Below are 16,757 nucleotides of genomic sequence, written 5' to 3'. Positions count from 1 at the left end.
AAATGTCGAGACATAACAACGCCAAGCCCCTTACCGCCAGTGACCGCCACGACTTCGGCGCTAACGCAAAGCGTCCGGACGGCAATCCCTCCGCGAATGAATTGATCGCCCATGCCGTGGCCGCACGCATCGACCTCGCCGTGCCGACCGCGGGAGCGCGCGCAGTTGACGAACTGCGTGAAGCAAAGAACCCGCGGCATCGGTTCACAAAGCCCCGAAGCACTGAGGCCGATGATAGGAGTCTGGCTGTCCGGGATCTTCCTACAATGGGTGAACTCGAGCAGGCGCGGACCGATCACAGCAGGAAGATCGCCACCCGGGAAGCCGAAAGGCGTGCCGAGGAGCCTGACGAAAAAGCCGGGGAGTGAACAAGGATCAGACCCGCCGACCGCCCCCGTGGGCGGCGGCTGGCTCAGCGCTCCAATCGGATCGACGCCTGAATCAGATCCTGATGGAAGCAATGGTTGCGCAAATCCTCTGTCAACTTCACCAGCCTTTCGCTGGCCAGCCCCGCGGGCTCGCCTCGCGCCAGCATTCCGTCGATCAGGCCCTGCTGCACGCAAATCATCTGCCGGTCGACAATCACTTGCCGGCGCGCGAGTTCCAGGTCCTTCGGGGAATAGGTCATAAGAGACTATATCACACAGGCCGCGATAGTAGGATTCAATTCGGGTGCCGTCCCGGTACTATCGCGGCCGCCAGGTTGGTTGCCGCTGAACGAGCTAAGACAGAGCCCGCGCCTCTCCTCGCGACCGACTGGCCCCAGCACGGAAAATTATAGGGGCGCCTGGCACAGCGTTCGTCGCTTTTGCCTTGGATAAAGCGCAATAAAGGCGCATGTTTGCATATCGGCAGCCAATGAAACGGGCGCTGCCGAACAAGGGGTGGCTCCCTTCGCCCCAATCAAAGGAGGACAAGATGTCTTCCACCCTCAAGCGTTCTTTCCATATCGTGGCTTACGGCGACTTCTTGTTCAGGGCTTCCATCCTGGCGAGTTTCGCCGTCATCATTAGTTTAATTTTGAGGGGATGGTTATGGTAGTAATCATCACGACTGGAACTGCTGCAAAACGCGACGAGAATTGGCGGCTGCGGTCCATCCTCAAGCGAGCGGACTACGCGACGACAGATCTCGCGGCTTCAGAAAACGGCGACCATCACGAAGAGGTGATGGTGATAAGACGCATCAGGGCGGCGACGATCCCGGCGCCCGCCTACCCCTCTTCGAGGCGGCGGAAGCTGCATGCCGATCCTGAGGCTTTGGCATCATGGGAAAACGAAGGAGGCGCCACGCGAGCTGTGCACCCGCCTGCGGACAAGAAAAATTGATGACGCCGCGAGGCGATTCAGCGAGGAACGTTGTTTGGCGCTGGTGACTATCGAACCGGGAAACGATGATTGCGAGAATAACTACATTCGAACGACCGCTTCCTGCTACCCCGGAATATTTAGTTTGCCAGCCGCATTGATTAGGCGCACGATGCATCTTCAGTAGCTGTTTCTCAGGGCGCTACTGAGTGGAGGTCGGTTGTTGCCTTCGCCCCAAATGAAGGAGGACAGCATGTCTTCCAATCTCAACATATCTGTGCGGACCTCTGACCTGGCTGTATTGCAAGGCGTCCTCGACGACGCCGGATACGATTCCACCAGTAGCCTCGCAGATCCGAAATATTACAACATCGCCGTCAGGCTGCTGTTCAATCTCTATAATGATGGAATGACCTCGCCCGCTGCCCTTTCCATCGAACTCAGCCGGCACTTTGGAAAAACACCACTGTCCTCGAAATCATCCGCGGCGTTCGAAAAAAATCGCAAGTTGATACAGGGGATTCGTTCAGCCGTTGTGGTTAAGTCGCCCACCGGCGCCTGAACAGACACTTGGTGAGTAACTATTTCGACGAAGCCATTGCCAGCGGGATGGCGGGTTGCACGCCGCAGCAGTTCGAACAGCTAGACGAACTTCTCATCGCCCTCGGCGCAAGCGTCGGAGGCGCGGGAAATCATCGACGCTCCGTGCCATGAACTTACCCGCAACTCAGTGGACACGGCGTCGGAATGCCCCGGCAGATGAACCTGCTGCTTTAATATATCATCGGGGTCGCCCGGCAGAGCGACCAAGCTGTTCACTCAAGCCCCTTTGCTGCACTTGCCGAAACCATAAATGCGGGACAGTGCGCCGGGAAGCGGCACAATAACAGGCACCATCAGAGGAGGCTGGAATGCCAGAAGCGCCAAAAGAATTTGCAGCGAGTGCAAACGGAGACACATGGTATCTCGGACATAACGGAACTGCGGACCAGCATATCGTGATCCATCGCGCCAACGACGCCTCCGGCGGCACTGAGACGAGATGGCCGATTTCGAGCTTTCTGCAGCACTTCGGCGATCATCCGCAAGGTCAGGCTCTTCGCGAGGCACTGCGCGATGCCGGATCTGCTGAACAGGAAGCACCAAGCGAACATACGTCCGTTGCGCAGAAACCGGTGATTGCTTTCCCTTGGTCTCGCAATATGGACCGCCTCAAGGATTGAGCCAGTAGTCACTCACATTAAAGGATAGCCCCCACGGGCTGTCTCAGAGCCTCCAACTGCGGCCAGGGCGCCTTCTCGCGCAGCTCCGCATAATCTTCCTTTCATGCTGAAATCGAAACTCTGTGTTCCTTCCTTTTGAAGGGTTCCCTTGCGGGCTCGCTTTCCCTTTCGGCCATCAGGACGCGTCGCGATGCGCCGCGACGAGCTTACCTATGTAGGTCTGGAGCGAGATCGATCCTCGAATTGGATCCTCGGGGTATTCGGGGCCGTCAGCGGTGAGAGCCGTCATCCTTGCATATGAGTAAGCCGCCGCGTCGGAGAAGCCTAAGCTGCGGTATGCGTCTTCCCAGTTTCGCGCGGGATCACATCGACGCGAACCGCCCGGCCGAGGGCGGCGGCGAAGGCCGCGGCGACATCGTTGGGGGAGTTCCGTTCCGGCCCCTCGACGGGGTATACGCCGATCTGTTCGATCGGCGCCTGCAGGAGCCGCGCCGCCACCCTTCCCAGATCCTCCGGCGCGACCATCGGGAGCTTGAGGTCGGCGGGGAGCATGGTCGACAGCGCCCCGTCCTTGACAGGTTCCAACATCGTATCCCAATTGCTGTAGTAGTAGGCTGCGCGGATGACACTGGCAGGAATCGGCTGGTTCCTCAGGCCCACTTCCAGGTCGTAAAGGACGTTGAGATCGCCGCATTGCTTGCCCGGCTGGGCGCCCAAGGTTGATTGCGCCACGACCTTCTCCAGTCCGGACCCTTCGATAGCCTCAAGCAGGCAGCGCACGGTCTCGCGTTCCTCCCGATCCGTATCGCTCGAGATGTCAGCGTTCGGGTTCAGTAGGAAGGCCCGCTTTCCGCGGCGGAACACCTCACGCAGCGAGGCGACGTCGTGGACGCCGGCGACGGCGACCTCCGCGCCCCGCCGTTGCCATGCGCCGGCCTTCTCACGGTGTCGCGTGACGATGGTAACGGCCTCGCCTTCATCGAGCAGTGTCTTTGCCACGGCGGAACCGACGTGGCCTGTCCCGCCAACAACGATGTACATTAGCCAGTCTCCAGCAATGAGGCGCATAACGTTTCGCCCCCTTCGAAGGTTCCTGCTGCAGGGTTGGATCCGAAAGTGCTTGAGCACCTTGAAAGGAATCGAACCTTAGGCACGCATTACCAGGTGAACAAATCCGCCGGCTCTGGAAACGAGCATGAAGTGGCGCGAAGGTTTCAGTGGGCGGTGCCTGGTTTCTCCTTTGCCCTCACAATGGCGTCCGCTTCCTTGCCGTATAGTTCCTCGAAGTGATCGAAGGTCTTGGAAAAATAACCGATGCCCTGCGTCGCCGAGCGCAGCGACCGCGCCAGATCTTCAAGTGCGCCGCCCGGAACGAGCGCGCGGAAGATGTCCCAACCCTTGGCGGTTTCATCCCGGTCGAAGCCGAGAACCTGGCCATTGAGACCGGCGACGATCTGGACAAGGCTGCCTGAATAGACCGACGGGATGTGGAACTCCGTGCGGAAGACCGGCTGCATCAAGACGGGCGATCCTTCGGAAAACGCCTGTCGCACCCCCATTTTCGACGCCGTCCGGAAGGCGTGTTCCGAACTGTCGACGGTATGGTGCTGACCATCCAGCAGCGTTACGCCGACATCGATGACTTCGAAGCCCAGCGGTCCTTTCTCCATCGCTTCGCGCGCCCCCGCTTCGACGGCGGGGAAGTAATTGCGCGGAACGGCGCCGCCCTTGACGGTTTCGCCAAAGGTGAAGCCCTGGCCGCGCTCGTTGGGGTGAATGCTCAACTTCACATCCGCGAATTGCCCGGCGCCGCCGGTCTGTTTGCGATGGCGGTAATGAACCTCAGATGGTTTGGCGATCGTCTCGCGGTAGATCGGGCTGGGCGTCCGGTCGGTCACGGAGATGTGAAAGACTTCCGCCAGCGTTCGGCAGAGATCACGCAGATGCACCGGCCCTTGGGCGCGGACGAGTTGAGCGCCCGTGCCTTCCTCCTGCAACACTTTCAGGCCGCGATCCGTCTCGGACAGTTTCGCCAGTGTTTCGGAAAGCTTGTTTTCATCGCGCTCGCTGCCCGGAACCAGAATCCTTTCAAGCATCGGCGTCGGTGGTTCCGTCCACTCGGGCGGGGCGATCACCGCGCCGGGGATCAAGAGCGAAGGGACGCGCAGATGGTCGGACTTAACAGTCGCGAAGACATCCCCCGGCGCCGGCAGAACCGCCGAATTGGACCGCCCGTTTGCGAGATTTTGGACGGCGCCGAGGCTGGAACCGCCGAGTGATGCGCCTTGCCGCAGTCCCTCGCCAAGTGCGCGCACGAGCACCGTCTTGCCGACATTCTGGCGATGATAGGCATGGAAGCTCACGGCCGCCAGCTTGCCTTCATCGACAGTTGCCGTCTGCGCGAGACGCTGCCTGAGGATCCCGACCGGCGGCGCCTCGTGGCGCAGCGCCTTCATCAACCTCATCATGCCGTTGCCGTGACTTGCAGCACCGATCAGCACCGGGATAATTCTGTTTTCCCTGAGAACCCGTGATGAAATGGCATAGAGCGCGTCGCTGGATGGCTCGCGGTCCTCGATCAGTTCCTCGAGAAGCCAGTCATCGAATTCGGACAGGTGTTCCAGGAGCTCGGTGCGCGCTTCATGCTCACGTTCGGCAGTGCTTTCGGGGATTGCGATCAGCGCCGAAGTCTGGCCTTCCCGGTAGCGCCACGCCCGTTCCGAAATCAGATCGCAACTGCCAATGATCCTGTCCCCCTCGCGGATCGGGATCTGGCGAAGCAAAAGGGTGTGGCTGGCGTAGTCTTGAAGCGCGGCGATCACGTCCCTCAACCGCCCTCTCGGTTCGTCCATCCGATTGACGAAGAGGATGCAAGGCGTCCCCGAGGCTTCGACGATCCTGAGATAGGGCGCGGCGAGCACAGCCTCCTCGGGTGCCGATGAAACGCACAATATGCAGGCGTCGCTGGCAAGAAGCGCGTGCTGCGCATGCGCCAACGCTTCGTTGGGTCCTGGCGCATCCAGCGCACACCACGCCTCGTTTCCGAAGGTGAATTCAGTGAGGTTCAATCCATAAGGGGAGCTGGATTTTCTCGGCGTCCCCTCCAGCGAACCGAGCTTTTCCACGACTGTCGATTTTCCGGTCTGCGAAGGTCCAAGCACGGTAAAGCAGCGCATCGGCATTCCTCCAACTGCCATAACACAATTTTCAGCCGCCATAGGATGCCCTGAACCGCTGCAAGGCGCCAGAGGTGTTCAGTTTCACAACGCTTTGACCTAGACTTCCACCCAGCGGTCGACATGCTTCAGCCGTGAACCGTTCCCGCACCAATCAACTGCCGGACAATGCCTGAGATGCTTCGGTTGCCGGCACGGAGCCCGGCAGGCCGATGCGCGCAACTGTACGGAGGTCTTCAAGATGCATTTGAGTGAACCGAATCTTAGAGGGTTCACCCGCGAGCTCAACTATGATTTCCGGCAATGCTGCCGCGCCTATTCTCGCACGCAAATCACCATCATTGATGGGGTTAGCATGGCGCCACTTTGCAGCACAAATCGGACACAACGCGAGATGGTTCTCTGCGTGCTCTCTCTCAAGTGAGTCAAGACACTCCACCGCCTCGAAATAGGGTGCGCCATCAGCAAGATAGAATGGCATTTTTCCGTGACATCCTTGGCATACCATATCGCCGGCAGGATTCGTGTAATGGTCTTCTAGATATGTCCGCGCCAGCTTTCTGCTTTCCATGTCGTTAGTGCGCACGCTGCGCGCGCGGACCTCAAAGGTCTTATGTGGCGCCGCTTGCGCGCGGACTCCAAGCCGTTCGGCCCTTCGCCCAGGATTGCCCGCTTCCCGGTTCGGAAACTCGACCGGCTCGTACGATCGGCTGTTAATATTTCGGATCATCTCTGCGCTGAAGGCTGCCAAGGCATCCGGGGAAAGATTGCCCAGCTGATCGACAAGTTCGGACGGAAGACCAATAAGTTCTGCAGCCTGACGGCGTGCCCTGGTTTGCTCATTACGTTGACGATCCTGCTCTCCGAAACCAATAGCTCGCAGCCATTCTTCGTTTCCGCCGACCGTGTAGCCCTTTGCTAGGTCAGACTGGGTGATCTCATTCGGCTTACGGAGGCGCCCGTCTTTGGTCGGGATCCACGCAGCGTCCCGCAGCCCGATCGCAAGCGACGAAGGCCGCTTACGCGCAGCGTAGGTCTGGTTAGGCGAGAAGCTGGCAACCATCGTTGATGCCCCGACGCGGTTCGCCGCATCCCATACTAATCTTGAAATGGCTGGATCTTGCCGTGCGAGCATCTCCGGAAGCTGATCGATGCGATAGTCAGTATTAACACCCGTTCCAGTAAAACGAGCTGCTCCCCAGTTGTATCGAAGTTCACTTGAATTGGGATGGCTGTAGGGAATAGAGGACGACCATACTACAAGTCGGCTCTCGACCCCACATTTCTCCAGGAACGCCAGAAAGTCTTTCCGAGGGAGCGATTTATATCCCTCCCACAGCGCTACCTTATCCCGACCCGCGATTTGGTCATTATAGATGCTTTGCAAGCCCGACTCGAGGTAGGGCGGTCCAAGGTATACGTTGCCGGGAACCTTGTAAGTGGCGTCCGCTCCAGCGCGAAGGAACGGTACGCCGTTGAAGAGGCTGACCTCCGATGTCTCCTTCCACCAACGAAGGAAACGACGCATATGCTGGAGATGCTGCTCGCGATTGGGCTGCTGTCCGTCACTCTTATATTTGGTCCGAATTATTGCGGTGAGAAAGGCCCGCTCATCAAGGTCGCGAACGCCCGTTCGCCGCAGGAATTCCTCGACATCCTTGCCTCGACCGCGGCCGAGCCTGATCAAGGCCTTTTTGACGAGATACAGCTCACCCTGTTCGGTTTCAGGGTCTAGGTCGCTATCGATTGGCGCGAAAACCGCGTGTCGCGGGGAATGGCGACGGCCATCCTCAAGTCTGACAAATTGCAGGTCAGAGATGTTGACTGAGGGCTTTTGGGCCTTCCATGCGGCTTCCAATGCGAGATAGAAATGTTGGAGTTGCTCGTCAGGTAATGCGTTGAACCATTTAAGGCCCCGCTCACGCCAACGCTTGTCTCTATCGCCGAAGAGGCTCTGATCGCCCAGCACATGCCGGAACGATGAAAAGAACTCCGAGTAGCCGAATTCGTATAATTTTAACGTGTTAATGAATGCATCCACGCGACTGTTCTTCGGCGCGGCGATAACCCAGCGACGATCCGGCTTTTGACAAAATTCTGCTAGGCCAACTTCCCCTAAGAGATCCCGAAGGTCGGCCGGCCCTCGAATGCCATTCATTGTCGTCGCAAAGCCGCCGCCATGGACGGGGATTAGCTCCTCGCCAGCGAACTTGGCGACAATCGCAGCGAGGATTGGTGTGAACGTTGTGGGCAGTTCATCCGAAGCATTGGGTAAGAGACCGAGAGCGGCGCGCTTGAGCATCCCACGGTCACGTAACGAAGGAAGCGCATCTGCAATCATGCCAGCGATTTCATTGATCAGTACGGCATTCCAATTATCTTCGCGTTTAATATTACCGCGGTTGTCGGTGAGCTGGAACGGACCATGAATGGCGAAATGGAGGCCGGTTACTTCTTCGGTCTCGAAAAACACCATAAGTCGCGTTGGAGCCTCCTCGGCGATCAAATCGCCGGCGCTGTTGATTCGGAACGCGGCCTTAACTTCATATTGCTTGCGGCCCTCTCGGTGTTCGACGGCGCGCGCTAGGATCAGGAAGCGATCGAGCTGATTGGTCCCGTCCGGCATTTGAGAGCGGATCGAACGTACCGATCCATCGGAGTCAGTGACCTCTGCAGTCCCCTTACGCGCTCCATCGGTCCATTCGAGCCGTTTGATATTCCGCAAGAATAGAAGAGAACGGGCGCCTGAGGCTGTAAGACCCTCGCGAGCGCGTGTCAGCGCGAGTTCGGCGCGATCGGTGCGCAACGGCAGGACGATTTTCGTTTTGGCCTCAGCATGATCCGATTTAACGAGCCGCGGAACTACGAGATTCTCAATCGCAAAGGCCAATGGCTCATCTTCGATAAATGAGTGGATCTCAGGGCGCTCGGTCACGACGTATACCGACTTGAATCCGATGCCAAAACAACCGATCTTGTGCCCATCATCCAGCTTTGTCGTATTCCCGATACCGGTGATTCCCTCGATATCGTCGCGGTCGAAAGGCCTACCATCGTGCTCAAACACTATACGGGTCGGCTCTAGCACGAACCGGACCCAACTCGCTCCGGCATCCTCAGCATTCTGTAGCAGTTCGAAGATGAAATGGCTGGGGTCGGCATATTTGTCGACAGTCGCGTTCCAGATGCCGCGATCGAAGTTGTTCTCGTGGTTCGCCGCCACCCACCGTTCGCGCCTCGCGCGCAGATCGTTAAGCCAACCGTGAAATGAGGTTCCCATGTCAATGCTCCACTCTGAGCGTGCCCGAGGCGACGCGGCGGGGAAGGATATCGGCACGCCGCTCCGCGGCCATGAGGCCCTCAAGTGCCTCCTGATGGTCTGCGTTGGCGCGGGCGAGCTGGCCGGCGCGCATCCGTCGGATGCGATCTTCGGACGCGGCCGCGAGTTGTTCCTCTAAAATTGCGACACGGGCTCTATGGCTGGCCGCCAAGCTGTCGCGCCGAAATCGCGCGATCTCGCCCGCCTCGGCAACGTGTGCGGCACGCCGTCGGGTCCAAAGCTCATGATGCCAGCTTTCGAGCCCTTCGATCGTAGCACTATCGGGGGGTGCCACGTCGGAAGCATCAATCGCTGTCGCGAACACATCCATAAACGCAGCGCCGACAGTCGAATCCTCGACAACGGGCACAAGCATCGCATCCTCGCGAAGTCCGCGCATCTGCCATTGGTAGATTGCAAAGGCGTGATCCCCGAGAGGAAGTGTCGGGTCTTTCACGCGTAGCGTCACCACCACTTCCTCGTCGCCGGCGAATGACCGCGCGGCTGCCTGAGTGAGAGGGTGTACGGGCGTGATGAAAGCTAGCGAACGGTCCTCGTTGGCAGCTTCGCGATCGAAGGTTAAAGCAAGCGTTTGTTGGTCACCGCGCAGCCATGTTTCCCACTCCCGATCCGCAAGGCTAAGTCGGGTACCACGCGCTCGTGGTGGGACAAGGCGTCGGCGGGCGTCCGCTGCGAGGCGGAGACTTTTCACGGGACCCTGTCCACTGATCGGGTTGCGGCCAACGTCCAGCTCGCGCTCTAGGTGGAGGCCGACCAGCCGTTCAATCGCGACCGGCTCCAACCAGCGGCTTGAGGCCTCGGCGATCTCATCATTCATGCGCGTGCGCTCGATACGTACGCCGAACAGTTCGGCCTCGCGCTCCTCAAGTGCGTCTGCCTCAATGATTTGGCGGATCTCATTGTCGGCGAGTTGCTGCAGGCGGGCCTGGCGCTCAACATCAGTCAACAGAAAGTCATCGGCCACTGCCTGAAGTCGACCGGCGATTTCGCCCAGGATCGCCTCGCTGCCGCCGATTGCACGTTCGAAAACGCCAATACGCAGCAAACAGCGTTGGAAGATGTCGAAGTCAACGGTACCCGGGGTCACAAAATTATAGATCGCCACCGTCTGGCTAGTCTGGCCGTAGCGATCGATGCGACCGATACGCTGCTCGATGCGCATCGGGTTCCAAGGGATATCGAAGTTTACGAGCGCATCGCAAAACTGAAAGTCGAGCCCCTCCGAACCAACTTCGGACGAAAGAAGAATGTCGACAGCGTCGGGATGCTCCGGCGGAAGGGCGAAGGCCTTGCGTAGAGCACGACGGTCGTCGTCGACTATCCCACCATGAATAAGCCCCACGCGCACTCCACACGCGCGCAACGCTTTGTCCAGATAGAACAGCGTATGTCGGAATGAACTGAAAACAAGCAAACGGCGGTTGGCCATGCCGCCTTTCTGAGTGACGATGTCAATGAGCGCCGCCAGTTTAGGATCATCGCGCGGCAACCCGCGTGCGCGTTCGACGATCGCCGCAATCTCCTCGCGGATAGCGTCGATTTCGCCCTCACCATGATCGAGCGCTTCCTCTTCCATCTCGACGAGTTCCAGGTCGCTAAGACGTCGCGTTAAGATATCTTCGAGGAAAGGGACTAGCCCGTGCAACGAACTTGCAGCCTGCCGACGTATTGTTGTCATCAGGAAGCCAAGCGGGCCTGCGCCGTGCGTTCGCAGATAGATGGCGCGCTGAAGGGCGAGTAGATCGTCATGAACGGCCTGCTGCTCGGGCGTGAAAGGCACTTCGACAGTGCGCGCTTTTCGACTAGTGAAGTTGCCGATATCGCGCCGCCGCGTGCGGCTGATCATCGATGCGAAGCTGTGAAGCGCCTCCGCTGGCCTGATGAGACGGACGCGGTCATCATCGCTTGAGGCACCACGTGTCGCCGCGACAAGATTGCGATATTCTGGCGACGGCGCAAGCATAACCCGGCCCCAGTCGGTGCTCGCGGCTTCATTAAGCTGTACGATCGCAGCATCCTGCCATCCGGGAGCTGCGCCGCGGATTGTCGCGATTGCTGCGTTGATGGCTTCGTTCGGCTGGGCCATCCGCTCGAATGTTGGGCGGTCGATGACGAGATCGGGTCTCAACAGGTTGAGCAGCGAGAACAGGTCTCCTGTCCCCAGCTGAACGGGAGTGGCGGTGATCAATACGACAGCCTCGGCATTGTCGGCGAGGATGCGAAGGCCCTGATGCAAGCTCGTGTCCGTGTTGCGGGCGTTATGGGCCTCATCCACTATTAGCAGGTCGAATCGTGGCGGCGTGTCGAGTGTGCTGAGGCCGGGGCCGCGGCCGCCGCCCCGCGAGGGGTAGCCTTGCAGTAACTTTTCATTGACAAGCGAGAAGGGCAAGATGGCGCGCGAATAACGATCCGGCCACTCGCCTTCGAGATCGCTCTGATCAAGGCAATATCGGAGTTCGTCGCTACCGACCGTCACGAATTCCTCATCAAATCGTCGCATCTCTCGATGCCACTTCTCTTCCGCCACGAGTGCCTTTGAGCAGACGACAAGCACTGAACGTAGCGGCCGTCGTGCCTGCAGCTCCCGGAGCAAGAGGCCAGCTTCGATTGTCTTGCCCACGCCGACTTCATCAGCGACCAGCAATCTCGGACGATCGGCACGGATGAATTTCAGCACCGGCCGAAACTGGTAGGGGATGAAATCGATGCGGCCTGCCTGCAATGAGTATAAGTTCGCAATGCTCGGCTCGGCCAACTGGAGGGCCGTGAGACGCGCGTGAAACTCACTCAGAGTCGCACGGACGGCACCCGGCGTGAGGTCGGCGCGTACAACCTGGCTCAGATAGAGCGTCTCAAGACGCCCATCGATGAACACATTGAGCCGTGTTTCCCGATTGCTAGGCGTAATGCCGGTAATGACGCCGATCCGTGTTGGATCGGATCGCAACGCTACAGTCTCCCCGATTTGCAGCGATCGTGTTGGCTGAATCGCTGCGACGCGGATCGCGATGATTTCTCGCACCTTCCTCTCCAGTGCGCCTACATCAACGCCGTGCGAGCGAGCGGCTTCGATTATTTCTTGGTCGCTTGCTTCGAGGATGCTCTCCGCAATCAGCGCGAGGATCTGATCGGTGTCGGGGCCGTTCGTCATTTGATCCATCCTGGTTTGAATTGGCGCCTGAGAACTCGGGTCATGCGGCGGCGCGCTGTATCGTAGCCGGTGGTATCGAGGCCAAGTAGATCACATGCTTGCTTTCGGCTTGTCTGGGCCATGATGTGATCGAAAATGCCAAGCGCCAGATAATCAGCAAGGAGTGTTGCGCGCATGCGCTGGACGAGGTCAACAAACTCGAAGCCGTCTTCAATGGTGCTATCACTAAGCTGGCTATCCTGATCGGCGGCAAGCGGTTCGCGCATATCTTCGTGCCGCCATTGACTTGCAATGCTTCGCATCACCTGGGAGAGGAAGGCGTGAAGCGAAACATTGGCGGGCCACGGCCTGTCACCAGAAAGAATTCGAGCGAGTGCCTCGTTGAGCAAGTCGGACGCTTCGCGACGAGGCGCGGCACGGGCCCACGTCTCGGCAAGAGCAGCCAATCTCAGTAAGTCAGCTTGCCGCTGACGGCTGAGCAACCGCCCTACTTCCACCAATGAAAGATGTTCGACCTCGTCTGCCATGAAACCTGCTGCACCCTTTCCACTACTTTGCGGGGATGGACGGCAAAATGGGAAGACAGGACGAATTATTTTTCAATGCGGTCTGGGCACCTCTTTCAACCAGAGGATCAGCGAACGCTCCGGTGAGGCAAAAATTCCCAGATTACGCAACATGGACATGTGTCAACTTTTGAAAATGCGCTCCGTCCAAACCGGAGAATGATGCTCCTGTCATAATTAGTTGGCAGTCGGCATATTCATCTTGATTCAGGAGTGCGATGAACGGTTGGACTATGAAGTTCTCCTTATCCTCGACCGCTTCCCCAGAAAATTCCCCAGGTACATCGATGACCGCTAAACCAGGGTAGTGACAGCCGAGCTTGCTGCTTAGAGATAGCAGCCCATAGTGATACGCCATCAAAAAATAAAGGGTATCGGTGCCTCCGAGTGCAACACTCCAACGGCGGGCTCCCACTCTGACCGTAAAACTTGATCGAGACAGATTGATGTTGACCGGACTATGGCGCCACACCCCCGGCCGAAGTGCGTTGATTGCATTGAGGTACGCATTCATGCCGTCTTCAAGTAGGGCCGCCGCGGCCTCAAAGTCAGTAGCCCGCGCGAGTTCATCGTGCTTTGACTGTAGAGGTTCAATGAGCGATTCTTTTTCTGCTATTTGCCTGGTGAGATCTTTACCGAGCTCATGCGCGCTCGCGATTCTCCGGATCTGCCGCTCACGCTCGCTTGCTTGCCCCAGCGCAACGTCGACCGCACTAATCTCCTCCTGCACAAATGCTGCAACAGCTTGCCGTGCGGGGACGAGTTCGTTTTCTATTGAGCGAAAACTGTCGTCAATGGCCGCCGTTTCCTTCGCGAGCATTTGGTACTCCCGGCGGAGCACATCCAGCAGTTCATCTGCCTCCTTCAACTCACCCGACAACCGGTCCCTTTCAAATTGTAGGCGCACAGAACCAAGTTCCTCAATTACCGGCTCGTCTGGAAGGTTCTGGTGGCATAAAAAACAATGATAGGGATCGCCTGATTTCTTCGAAATTGACTGATCGCATGCTGGGCAATGTGTAATTCGCAAGTCTGCCAGGACTTCACCCGCGTCTTCTGCACGAACGATGCGATCGAGCTCATCGGATAGATCGATACGGTATCGGCGCAGCTCTTCAATGCGCTCGGAAATGGCGCTGAGTTTTCGTCGCCCTACCTCTAGGCGCGCCAACATTTCGGCGCGTTTTTCACTCAGCTCGGCAATGTGCCCGCGCTCTTTTTCCCCGACTGCGCTTTCTCCACCCTCTGAGAGAATCTTGTTGCGACGTTCACGCAATAGTTGCGTCTCCGCAGCTAGGCCGTCCTGTGCCACTTTAATCGTCGTCGGTGTGACACTCACAGTGACACCAGCCTGAGCAAGCACCTCCTGCGCAAGGTCATCAAGCGTGTGACCATACTGCTCCCGTCGGGCCTTCAGTCGTTCGATCTCTAATTTCAGCCCGATCAACCGGCCGTATTCAGGAGTATATATCCGCTCAGCGAGTCCCAAAAACTGCAGCAAACAAGCATGTTGCTCGCCGTCTGGCTGCTGATCAGCGAGTCCTCCCCAGAACCGTTGTTGGCGATAGATATGGCGCAGTAGCATGCGAAAACTTAACTCCGGCCAGGTTTGGCCTGACATCGGATTTCCTTTGGGAAAATTGAGGAGCGGTATCTCAAGGCGCTGCATCAGCCATTGCTGAAATTCGCGAGCAGGCATTCCTTCGCCGTTTACAAAGACTTTCGTCTTGGCGCCTTGCTCCCGCCATCGGCGTTCGATGCGGACCTCCTCGTCGCCAAGCAAGAGCTGAGCGCCCGCTGCATCGTATTTTTCTGCTAGGCCCGCCTCTTCAGCGCCTTCAAATGGATTTTCACCTGGATCGCCGAGAAGAAAATCAAGTGTTTGCAGCCATTTTGTTTTACCGGTGTTTGGTCGCCCGACCAGCAGATTCACGCCTTTATGGAATATCAGCTCTTCGACATTTCCATTAGTATGACGGCGTTCAAGGCGAGAGATCGAAAGACATTCCTTTATCATCGACTAATCTTCTCTCCCATGGGGCGCCGACCGACCTCTGCGTCGAACAGTCGATAAATCAGATCCTTGAGGAAGGTGCCGGTTTTTCCGCCAAAAGTCTTCTTAACTTGCCTCATCCTCTCAACCAGTGGCGCAAACGAAGGGCGAGATGCGAGGGTCTTTGATCGCTCCCGGCCCAAATCCGTGAGAGCGATCCGGTATGATTTTCCATCCTTGGTCACTGTGATCAAGCGCTTGGCCTCGAGATGTGCAAGAACATGATAATAGCGCCTGTCCCAGGGACCATAGTGATGACGCACCATTGCCGATTCTACGCTTTCGCCAGCAGACACATCTGGCTCGGTCGTAGGGCCCGAAGACGTAACGGCAGCTCGAGCAACATCGAAAAAATCCGGGTAGCGCGCAAAGAAGTCAAGCTTAGCCATTTTTGTGAGCCCGTCGATTCGGCCGTTGACACCGCAGAGGTGCATCAACAGCAGCAGACGAGCGGCATGAAACTCCACAATGTCATCCGCTGATAGCGGTAGACTCATCGCCTGGGTACCGAGTCGGTTGATCGACTTCATATCGCGCGCCTCGTGAATCTAAGAAGGCATCGATCCGCGATGTCGTACATGCAGCCTTTCAGAAAAGCTGATCGGTCCTCGCTTACTGCAGGTCTCTCGGCGTTGATCGCGTCCATATGATCCAGGCAGAGCGCGTGGAATCCAAGCGGATCTAAATCGACTTGGCCGGCGATGAAGCGCGCACGAAGGGAGACGACCTCAGACTGGACTCGCTGTTGCAGACGTTCTGCCTCGCTGGGTTCCAAATAACGAGCAACCCGGATTTCGGACGCATATGCTCTCCGCATCTCAAGCGCCAGCCCGACGAGCTCGTCGGGCAGTCCTGCTTCCTCCATTTTCGTAGAAAGCTTCCCGCCCGAGGTTGACGCCGCACCGTCTATGAGCTCTCTAGTTCGCCTATCCCACCAAGCGCGAAGCTGCTGTCGTGAGACTATCTTTTTGTCGCGATCAGGTTGCCATTTGGCATCCCCGGCAGTCTTTGCGATCGACCGCAGCTCGAGCAATAGAACTTCGGCCGGCTCAACGAGCAGCGGACGCCCCTCTCGCACGCTCAATCGGATCAGTCGGAGAAGATTATCTTTCCGAACAGCTTCCTCGCTGTGCCGCTGATCCCATGTGCAATTCTGGACCCAGAAGCGCGCTCCATTCCCCTTTGGCGAGCAAACGCCGGGAAAGCGGGACTCAAGCTCGGTGGAAAGAGCCATTACTCCTTGGGAATCCAGGGATCGGCCGGGGGGTTCTAATGCATACGTCAGAGGTTCCAAGGCGGTGACTACAGGTCGCAGCGTGACCAACCTAAACAATGAAGTCTCTTCATGCTTGTCTCGTGAAAGAGAAATCTCGAAGATGGAGGAACCCACCTTGGTCTTCTTACGTTGGCAGAGATCGGCTACGGACCAAAGTTTGTCCTGTTCGCTCGCTTTAACCTGGACATACTCGGCAGTTCGATGGGCAACACCGTTTGCCTGGCGAATTAACACGATGTCGTCGTGAGTTTCGCAATGAACCTTTAGTAGTTCCGGTTGCTCCAGCATTTCGATAAGGAAGCCGACAGCGATCTCGTCTTGATAATTGAAACCAGTCCGAGCTACGGGCCCCCCTTCTTCATCAGGCTTCGCGTCATCAATCGATGGCCAAGACGCCTCTGATGGACCAATTTCTGTAACCACCTCGCTCATGGCCAGAAAATTAGAGCAAGTGAAGGTTTGAGATCAGTTGCAACGGTGGCGTGATTCATGCACGCGCACAAGTCGTCACCAATTGCCGCATACGGCAACATTGTTTTTCTCAGCTTCCTCATTGCGTCCCCTCAAAGTACATCTACTATTTTACAGCTATGCAACCATCAAGTGATTTTTATCGGGAACACGATTTTACTTACCGTGTGATCTCCTCGGAGACGCTCAATTGA

13 protein-coding genes are annotated in these 16,757 nt (G+C 57.6%); 4 read left to right on the top strand and 9 right to left on the bottom strand.

The genetic code is table 11. From position 1 onward, the window contains the following. The first annotated feature begins 2 nt into the window (after positions 1–2). Positions 3–368 carry a hypothetical protein gene (locus QMO80_RS26770; RefSeq protein ID WP_283200904.1) on the top strand — a complete coding sequence of 122 codons (366 nt, stop codon included), beginning with the start codon at positions 3–5 and terminating at the stop codon, positions 366–368. Between the two features lie 44 nt (positions 369–412). On the opposite strand, the gene QMO80_RS26765 is transcribed toward QMO80_RS26770, so the two are convergent. After that, positions 413–628 carry a hypothetical protein gene (locus tag QMO80_RS26765; protein ID WP_283200903.1) on the bottom strand — a complete coding sequence of 72 codons (216 nt, stop codon included), beginning with the start codon at positions 626–628 and terminating at the stop codon, positions 413–415. Between the two features lie 406 nt (positions 629–1,034). On the opposite strand from QMO80_RS26765, the gene QMO80_RS26760 reads away from it, so the two are divergent. The 3 genes from QMO80_RS26760 to QMO80_RS26750 all read left to right on the top strand — a co-directional run bounded on the left by QMO80_RS26760 (position 1,035) and on the right by QMO80_RS26750 (position 2,530). Continuing rightward, positions 1,035–1,328: a hypothetical protein gene (locus tag QMO80_RS26760; RefSeq protein WP_097584852.1), complete on the top strand. Its 294-nt coding sequence runs from the start codon at positions 1,035–1,037 to the stop codon at positions 1,326–1,328. A 232-nt stretch (positions 1,329–1,560) separates the two neighbouring features. Continuing rightward, a complete protein-coding gene (locus QMO80_RS26755) occupies positions 1,561–1,869 on the top strand; it encodes a hypothetical protein (RefSeq protein WP_283200902.1) in 309 nt (102 codons plus the stop codon). A gap of 349 nt (positions 1,870–2,218) precedes the next feature. Beyond that, positions 2,219–2,530, top strand: a complete 312-nt coding sequence (locus tag QMO80_RS26750; protein WP_283200901.1) for a hypothetical protein — start codon at positions 2,219–2,221, stop codon at positions 2,528–2,530. A 324-nt stretch (positions 2,531–2,854) separates the two neighbouring features. Here QMO80_RS26750 and QMO80_RS26745 read toward each other — a convergent pair whose 3' ends face one another. From QMO80_RS26745 to QMO80_RS26710, 8 genes are all read right to left on the bottom strand, one after another. Then, positions 2,855–3,571, bottom strand: coding sequence for an NmrA family NAD(P)-binding protein (locus QMO80_RS26745; protein ID WP_369685948.1), 717 nt, complete (start codon positions 3,569–3,571; stop codon positions 2,855–2,857). A 173-nt stretch (positions 3,572–3,744) separates the two neighbouring features. Then, positions 3,745–5,706: an elongation factor G gene (locus tag QMO80_RS26740; RefSeq protein ID WP_283200900.1), complete on the bottom strand. Its 1,962-nt coding sequence runs from the start codon at positions 5,704–5,706 to the stop codon at positions 3,745–3,747. A 154-nt stretch (positions 5,707–5,860) separates the two neighbouring features. Next, positions 5,861–8,986 (bottom strand): sacsin N-terminal ATP-binding-like domain-containing protein, encoded by a 3,126-nt coding sequence (locus QMO80_RS26735; RefSeq protein ID WP_283200899.1) that lies wholly within the window; start codon positions 8,984–8,986, stop codon positions 5,861–5,863. A gap of 1 nt (position 8,987) precedes the next feature. After that, positions 8,988–12,197, bottom strand: coding sequence for a DEAD/DEAH box helicase (locus QMO80_RS26730; RefSeq protein ID WP_283200898.1), 3,210 nt, complete (start codon positions 12,195–12,197; stop codon positions 8,988–8,990). Then, positions 12,194–12,724, bottom strand: coding sequence for a hypothetical protein (locus QMO80_RS26725; RefSeq protein WP_283200897.1), 531 nt, complete (start codon positions 12,722–12,724; stop codon positions 12,194–12,196). The genes QMO80_RS26730 and QMO80_RS26725 overlap by 4 nt, the downstream gene beginning before the upstream one ends. Positions 12,725–12,866: 142 nt before the next feature. Further along, positions 12,867–14,780 carry a hypothetical protein gene (locus QMO80_RS26720; protein WP_283200896.1) on the bottom strand — a complete coding sequence of 638 codons (1,914 nt, stop codon included), beginning with the start codon at positions 14,778–14,780 and terminating at the stop codon, positions 12,867–12,869. Continuing rightward, positions 14,777–15,346: a hypothetical protein gene (locus QMO80_RS26715; protein WP_283200895.1), complete on the bottom strand. Its 570-nt coding sequence runs from the start codon at positions 15,344–15,346 to the stop codon at positions 14,777–14,779. Before QMO80_RS26715 ends, QMO80_RS26720 begins: the two co-directional genes overlap by 4 nt. Beyond that, positions 15,343–16,524 (bottom strand): dsDNA nuclease domain-containing protein, encoded by a 1,182-nt coding sequence (locus QMO80_RS26710; RefSeq protein ID WP_283200894.1) that lies wholly within the window; start codon positions 16,522–16,524, stop codon positions 15,343–15,345. The genes QMO80_RS26715 and QMO80_RS26710 overlap by 4 nt, the downstream gene beginning before the upstream one ends. Positions 16,525–16,757: the final 233 nt, after the last annotated feature.

The organism is Rhizobium sp. BT03 (assembly GCF_030053155.1).
In the GTDB taxonomy this organism is placed as follows: domain Bacteria; phylum Pseudomonadota; class Alphaproteobacteria; order Rhizobiales; family Rhizobiaceae; genus Rhizobium.
The sequence above is the reverse complement of the archived record's forward strand: the minus strand, read 5'-3'. Positions and strand labels throughout refer to the sequence as shown.